Annotated in this window: 5 protein-coding genes; 3 read left to right on the top strand and 2 right to left on the bottom strand. The window is 74.1% G+C overall.

Going from position 1 to position 7,067, the window contains the following annotated elements:
• Nucleotides 1-115: 115 nt before the first annotated feature.
• A complete protein-coding gene (locus AB0399_RS23855) occupies nucleotides 116-3,421 on the bottom strand; it encodes a GH92 family glycosyl hydrolase (protein ID WP_366412732.1) in 3,306 nt (1,101 codons plus the stop codon).
• 456 nt (nucleotides 3,422-3,877) lie between these two features.
• Nucleotides 3,878-4,312 carry a helix-turn-helix domain-containing protein gene (locus tag AB0399_RS23850; RefSeq protein WP_366412727.1) on the bottom strand — a complete coding sequence of 145 codons (435 nt, stop codon included), beginning with the start codon at nucleotides 4,310-4,312 and terminating at the stop codon, nucleotides 3,878-3,880.
• Nucleotides 4,313-4,412: 100 nt separating this feature from the next.
• Between AB0399_RS23850 and AB0399_RS23845 the strand changes: the two genes are divergently transcribed.
• From AB0399_RS23845 to AB0399_RS23835, 3 genes are all read left to right on the top strand, one after another.
• The gene (locus AB0399_RS23845) at nucleotides 4,413-5,282 is read left to right on the top strand and encodes an alpha/beta hydrolase (RefSeq protein ID WP_366412726.1); all 870 of its coding nucleotides are present in this window, start codon (nucleotides 4,413-4,415) and stop codon (nucleotides 5,280-5,282) included.
• 252 nt (nucleotides 5,283-5,534) lie between these two features.
• On the top strand, nucleotides 5,535-6,002 hold the full coding sequence (locus AB0399_RS23840; RefSeq protein WP_329362124.1) for a hypothetical protein: 468 nt from the start codon (nucleotides 5,535-5,537) through the stop codon (nucleotides 6,000-6,002).
• Nucleotides 5,999-6,739 carry a hypothetical protein gene (locus tag AB0399_RS23835; RefSeq protein ID WP_366412725.1) on the top strand — a complete coding sequence of 247 codons (741 nt, stop codon included), beginning with the start codon at nucleotides 5,999-6,001 and terminating at the stop codon, nucleotides 6,737-6,739. Before AB0399_RS23840 ends, AB0399_RS23835 begins: the two co-directional genes overlap by 4 nt.
• Nucleotides 6,740-7,067 lie beyond the last annotated feature (328 nt).

Raw genomic sequence — 7,067 nt, 5'->3', positions numbered from 1 at the left:
GGCGGCCGGGCACTGCGGCGGGCGCGGCGCCGCCGGCACGGGGTACGGCGGCCGCCACCGGGGGCCGCCCCCGGACCCGCGTGCTCGGTCCGGGGACGGCCGCCCGCGCCGTCGGTCACGCCGTCGCCACCGCGAAGACGTGCATGTCGCCTCCCGTGGTGGTGGCCGGCAGCGTCACCGAGGCGAGCTGCTTGCCCGCCTGGAGGGTGATGGCCGCGGTCGCGAAGACATCGGTGCCCACCGGGTCGGTGCTGCTGCCCATGACGTCGCGGTACGTGGTGTGCACCGCCGTGACGTTGCCGAAGGAGGGCTGGTCACCGCCGCCGCCGAGGGTCCAGTCGCTGAAGCCGATGTCGGCCTGCTGGGTGGTGCCGTCGGTGTAGGTGAGGGTGGCCGTGCCGCTGGTGGGGCCGTCGTCGGCGCTGCCCAGCAGGCTGAGCCGGGTGGCGCCCGCCGCGGTCTTGGAGACGTCGAGCACCTGGTCACCGCCGCCGACCTGGATGTTGTCGGGGGCGCCCGGCGTCACCTGCGGCCAGGTGAAGTCGAAGCCGCCCGCCGAGACGGTGCTGCCCGGGGTGACGCCGGCCGCGGCCAGCGCCTTCGCCGAGTAACTCCAGCCGCCGCCGTCGAAGTTGGCGGCCGGGTTGTCGTCGTCGGCCGATATGCCGCGGTTGTTGACGTACCAGCTGATGCTGCCCTTGACCCCGACCGTCACCGACAGCCACGCCTTGGGGGCGGGGGTGCTGCCGGAGCCGGCGGCCGAGGAGGTCAGGGTGATCGGGACGGCGTAGACGCCCGACTTGGTGCCCGCCGCGACCGAGACCGACAGCTTCGCGGTGGCGGTGCCGTTGGCGGGCAGGCTGATCCGGCCGCCGGCCGGGCTCAGCGTGATCCCGTCGGGCGCGGCCGCCGACCAGCGCACGTCCTGGCGGCTGTCGCGGATCGTCGAGACGCTCAGCGTGCTGTCCGCCGACGTGCCGGGCTCGGCCTTGACCGCGCCGGGCGCGGTGCTGGCGAAGAACGGCGCCTCACCGTCGCGGTAGGACGGCGGCGCGTCCTTGGCGGCACTGCCCCACTTGGTGTTCGGGGTGCTGCCCAGGGTGTAGTCCAGGGTGCCGCCGTGGGTGACGAAGGAGGCGGGGACCCAGGGCTGGTCGGAGCTCCTGCCGTTGGTGCGCAGGCTCTGGATGTAGACGTTCTTCGCCGAGGTCTGCGGCGCGTTGACCGTGATGGTCCGGCCCAGGCCGGTGTGGATCACCGCGTGCGGGAAGACCGGCGCGGTGAGCACCAGGTCGGCGCGGCTGGGCACCTGCGGGTACAGGCCGAGCGCGGAGAAGACGTACCAGGACGACATGGTGCCCGCGTCGTCGTTGCCGGGGATGCCGCCGGGGGTGTTCGTCCACAGCGTGTCGGTCTCGGCGCGGGTGGTCTCCTGCGTCTTGTAGGGCGCGCCGAAGTAGTCGTACAGGTAGGCCGCGTTGATGTCGGGCTCGTTGGTCGGGTCGTTCTTCGTCGGGTCGTCGGCGGTGAAGTCGAAGCTGCCGTCGGCGTCGTGGAAGAAGGCGTCGAGGCGTTCGATGGCCGCCTTGTTCCCGCCCATCGCCTGGGCGAGGCCGGCGATGTCGGAGTAGACCATCCAGCTGTACTGCGAGCTGGTGCCCTCCACGAAGCCGTCGCCGGTGGCGGGGCTGAAGTTGGTGCCGGCCCAGGAGCCGTCGGAGTTGCGGTTGCGCATCCAACCGCCCTGCGTGGTGGCGTTCGGGTCGAAGACGTTGCTCCAACTGCCGCTGCGCTGCGCGAACTTCTGCGCGTCGGAGCGGTCACCGAGCTGGCCGGCCAGCTGCGAGATGCCGAAGTCGGCCGCGGCGTCCTCCAACGTCTCGGCGGCGCCGCCCCAGCAGTGGCAGTTGTCGGCGGGCACGTAGCCGAGCGCCTTGTACTGGTCGAGCGCGGGGCGTTGGCCGACGCACTCGACGTTGCAGCCGGAGCTGTCGGAGTCGTTGGCGGTCGGCACGGTGGCGGCCTTGACGAGCGAGGCGAGGGCGCCCTTGGCGTCGAAGTCGGTGCCGCCGAAGGCGTAGATCCCGGCGAGCGCCGCGTCGGAGGGGTCGCCGGACATGACGCTGGTCTTGCCGTTCTCCAGCAGCCAGCGGTCCCATTCACCGCCGCGCTGGTTCGCGTAGTTGAACAGCGACTGGGCGTAGTCGCTGCCGACCTTGGGCTGGAGCAGCGTCAGCAGCTGCACCTGGGCGCGGTACTGGTCCCAGCCGGAGAAGGTGCCGTACTGCGCGTGCTGGCCGCGGGAGAGCCGGTGGACCTTGCGGTCGCCGCCGAGGTACTGCCCGTTGGCGTCGTTGGTGAGCGTCGGCTCCAGCATCGAGTGGTAGAGCGCGGTGTAGAAGGTGCTGGTCTGGTCGGAACTGCCGCCGGAGACCTGGACCTTGCGCAGCGCGGTGTTCCACGCGGCGACCGCCTGGGCGTGGACCGCGGCGAAGGACTTGCCCGGCGGGTTCTCCGCGCGCAGGTTCGCCTCGGCGTTCGCGGCGCTGACGTACGAGATCGCGACCTTGGCCTGCACGTTCTTGGTGCCCTGGGCGAAGGTGACGTAGGCGCCGGAGCCCTTGCCCGCGGTCGCGTTGCCGCTGGAGTTGTAGCCGGTGCCGCCGGAGGCCGAGGTGGAGCCGGGCTTCAGCGTGTCGTCGGTCCAGGTGCCGACCTTCGCGAACGGCTGGTCGAAGTGCGCGGTGAAGTACAGGGTGTAGAGGTCGTGCCGGTTGTTCGCGCTCTGCGGGCCGCAGAAGTTGCCCGCGCTCACCGAGCCGGTGACGGTCCGCGTCGCGGCGTCCACGTGGACGTCGGCCGCGCTGCTGCCGCTCTCGGAGTTGGAGGTGCGCAGCAGCATGCTCGCGGGCTTGTCCGCCGGGAAGCCGAACTCCCCCGTGCCGGTACGGGCGGTGCTGGTCAGCTCGGCGCTCGCGCCGCTGTCCAGGCCGACCTTGTAGTAGCCGGGCGACGCGGTCTCGTTCGCGTGGCTGAAGGTGCTCGCGTAGGTGGCGTCCTTGGTGTCCGCGCTCGGCGAGGAGTCGACGTCGCCGACGTACGGCATGATCGGGATGTCGCCGTTCGCGCCGGAGCAGCCCACGCCGTTGAGGTGGGTCAGGCTGAAGCCGCGGATCTTCGTGGCGTCGTAGCGGTAGCCGCCGGGCGCCGGCGTGGAGAACTGGTTGCCCGTCGAGTTCTGCGGGCTCCACGCGAGCATGCCGAACGGCACCACGGAGCCGGGGTAGGTGTTGCCCGCGTTCGACGTTCCGATCAGCGGGTTGACGGCCGAGGCCGGGTCGGCGGGCGCGCCGTGCGAGGGCGCCGCGTCGGCGGTCCCGGCGCCGAGGCCGAGCCCGAGGAGTGCGGTCGCCGCGGCCAGCGCGCAGACGGCTCTGCGCCTGCGGCGGGTTCCGACCGTCCGGTGCGGGGTTGAGTCTGGCACCAATCCTGCCCTTCGTGGAGTACGGGTGATCGGCAGGGGAACGGCCTCTCCCCCGGCGGGCGGGGCGACGGGACCGAACCCGACAACGTTGTCAGGAAGTGAAAGACGATGTTGCTCCGACCGCGCAGGAGTGTCAAGGAAAGTTCTGCGGCCGGGGCGGACAAACACGGTCAACTGCGTGTAAGCGGGGGGCTGTCGCGGGTGCGGGGGACGCGGGGGGCTGGTGACGGGGCGTCACCCGGGGGCGATCAGGGGGAGGTCGGGGGGCGAGGGGCCGACGGGTGGGCGCGGCCGGTCCGGCGGCCGGCGCGCGGGGCCCGGCGGGTTTCCGAACCGGCCTCGCCGCGCGGGATCGAACGCCCGTGCAGCGGCTTGAACGTGGGCCGCTCCCCCTCAGCCGTCGGACGGGTGGGCGTCGGACGGTTGGGCGTCGGCCCGTGCGTGGGCGCGGTCGATCTCGGCCATGTGCTGCTCGGCCCAGTCCCTGACCGCGGACAGCGGGCCCTCCAGGGAGATTCCCAACTCCGTGAGGCGGTAGTGGACGCGGGGCGGCACCGTGGGTTCGACACGACGGCTGACGAGACCGTCGCGGGTCAGCCCGCGCAGCGTGACCGACAGCATCTTCTGCGAGACGCCCGCCATACGGCGCTGGAGTTCCGCGAAGCGCACCTCGTCCGGGGACGCCTCCGCCAGCACCTTGACGGCCATCGACGTCCACTTGGTCCCGATCCGGTCGAGCAGGCGCCGGGTCGGGCACAGCGGGTCGAAGAGGTCGCCGCGGCCCTGGGGCGGACCGGACGGGGAGGAGGGGACGGAAGGGGCGGTCACCTGGAGCTCACCACCTGTGGCACGAGTGCGGTCTTGGCCGGTCCAGCGTAGTTACCTACGGTGGTGTTGTCACCATTGGTAACCGCCTGGGAGGTCGCCCATGTCCCCCGTCCCCCGCACCACCGCCCGCAGCCGCCCGCCCGAGGTGGTGCTGCGCCGCGTCGAGGCGGGCGGCGTCGAACTCCATGTGGCGACCGCGGGGCAGGGCCCCGCCGTCCTCCTCCTGCACGGGTTCCCGCACACCTGGCAGCTGTGGACCGAGGTCATCGGCGAACTCGCCCACGACCACCGGGTGATCGCCCCCGACCTGCGCGGGCTGGGCGCGAGCGGGCCCGCGACCGGCGGTTACGACGCCGGCACCCTCGCCGCCGACGCCGAAGCCCTCCTCGCCGCCCTCGGCGAGACCTCCGCGGCCGTGGTCGGCATCGACGCGGGCACCCCGCCCGCCTTCCTGCTGGCCATGCGCCGCCCCGACCTCGTCAGCCGGCTGGTGGTCATGGAGTCGCTGCTGGGGACGCTGCCGGGTGCCGAGGACTTCCTGGCCGGCGGGGCACCGTGGTGGTTCGGCTTCCACGCCGTGCCCGGCCTCGCGGAAGACGTGCTCACCGGCCACGAAGCCCGCTACATCGACTGGTTCCTCGACGCCGGCACGCTCGGGGAGGGGCTCCGCCCCGACCTCCGCGACGCCTTCGTCAGCGCCTACACCGGCACCGACGCGCTGCGCCGCGCCTTCTCGTACTACCGCGCGATGCCCGCCGGCGCCCGGCAGATCCAGCGGGCCGCCGCCACCGGCAGGCTGACGGTGCCCACGATGGCGATCGGCGCGCACCCTGTCGGGGCCGCGCTCGAACGGCAGTTGCGGCCGATCACCGACGATCTCGTGGGCCACGTCCTTGAGGACTGCGGCCACATCATCCCGCTGCACCGCCCGGAGGCGCTGCTCGGCCTGATCAAGCCGTTCCTGGGGTGAGCCCGGCCCGGAGCGGCGACCACCCGTCACAGCGGGACCGTCTCGCCCCTGCCGGCACAGGGGTACGTAGGGCGTGACCATCACCCGAAAGGGCGACTCCGCTACGCAGCGTCGCATGACCGCATCGGCTACGGCGCGATCCGGGCTGCGTTCCGTTCGGTGACGGGTGGGGCCGCGCTCGAACGGGACGCGACCGGACGGAACCACGCGTCACGGTGTTTCACGCCCGCGGGTGCGGGTCACCCGGGGACCATGATGCGAACGCTACTGCGCGGCGGCCTCGCCGGAGCCGCCGGGACGACCGTGCTCAACGCCGTCACGTACGGCGACATGGCCCTGCGCGGCAGACCCGCGAGCACCGTTCCGGAGGCGACCGTGGAGGCGCTGGCGGACCGGGCCGGGGTCACCATCGACGGCACCGGCCAGACCCGCGACAACCGGGTGAGCGCGTTGGCGGCGCTGTCCGGGATCGCCACCGGCGTGGGGGTGGGCACGGCCGTCGCCGTACTGCGGAAGGCGGGGGTGCGGCTGCCGCTCTGGGCGGGCGGCGTCCTCACCGGGGCGCTCGCCATGGCGGTCACCGACCTGTCCATGGCCGAGTTGAAGGTGAGCGACCCGCGCACGTGGTCGGGCGCGGACTGGGTCTCCGACGCGATACCGCACCTGTTGTACGGCCTCGCGACGTACGGTGTCGTGACGGCCGGGGAGCGGCGCGCGTGAGAGCGCCCGCCGGCGTACGGGCCGGCCTCGTGCGCGCCGGGCTGGTCGGGGCCGCGTCCGGGGCGCGCAGCCAGATCGGGACGGCGGCCGTCGCGGTGAGCGGGCGGGCCGAGACCGCCCCGGAACCGCTGGACCTGCTGGCCGGGCGGCCGGCCGTGATCGGCACGGTGACCGCTGCCGTCGGTGAGCTGATCGCCGACAAGCTGCCGGCGACCCCGAGCCGGCTGACCGCCGCCGGGCTGGTGCCCCGCGTCGTGCTCGGCGGCCTGGCGGCCGCGGTGCTCGCCGCGGACGCCGTGCGGGTGCTCGCGCCGCCACCCGGCCGGCGGCGCGCGGCGGACGACGGGAAGGGTTCAGTGCGGCCGGCGGGTTCGGCGAACTCGGGGTCGGGGTCGGCGGACTCGACGGCGGGTTCGGAGCCGGGGTCGGGGTCGGGGGCAGCGGGTTCGACGGACTCGACGGACTCGACGGCGGGTTCGACGGGTTCGGCGGGTTCGGCGGAGAGGCCCGCGCCCTCCTCACCCGGGCCGGTCCTGCTCGCCACCGCCGGTGCGGTCGGCGGGGCCGCGGCGGTCGCCGCCGCCTTCGCGGGCGCCCGCTGGCGCCGCCGGTGGTCCCTGCGCGGACACGACGACTGGCCCGCCGCGGTCCTGGAGGACCTGGCCGCCCTGGCCCTCGCGGGCGCCGCGTGCACCCGGCCGACTCCCCCGCCCCGTACCGGTGACGCCGCGTGGTGATGGGGCGGGCCGCCTGAGCGAGGCGCACCCGGTGCCCCGGTGGGCCCCGTCCCTGCCCGCACGTCATCCTCGGGCCGCGGCGACCACTGACGTACGGACCCGGGGCCCTGCGCGGCCGAACTCCCTTGCCGACACCGGCCACCGCCGGCCGCCACCGGCCACGACCGGCCCGCGCCGCGCAACGCGGGCCCCGACGAGCGGGTTCGGCCGGGGAGTTCGGCAGTAGCATCGAGGGAACGGGACGGACCGCCGTGGGAGCGGCGATCGGGGTGCGGACCAGGGACCGCGCGTCCGCCGGCCGGCCGCCCCGCCTGGAACGGAGGGCCGC

Origin of the sequence: Streptomyces sp. NPDC088194 (genome assembly GCF_040702025.1) — a bacterium.
Lineage (GTDB): Bacteria > Actinomycetota > Actinomycetes > Streptomycetales > Streptomycetaceae > Actinacidiphila.
This window is presented reverse-complemented; position numbering and strand designations above follow the sequence as displayed.

Excerpts from the sequence above, each read along its gene's own strand:
- AB0399_RS23845 (WP_366412726.1), top strand. The coding sequence starts at position 4,413 with ATGTCCCCCGTCCCCCGCACCACCGCCCGCAGCCGCCCGCCCGAGGTG.
- AB0399_RS23840 (WP_329362124.1), top strand. The coding sequence starts at position 5,535 with ATGATGCGAACGCTACTGCGCGGCGGCCTCGCCGGAGCCGCCGGGACG.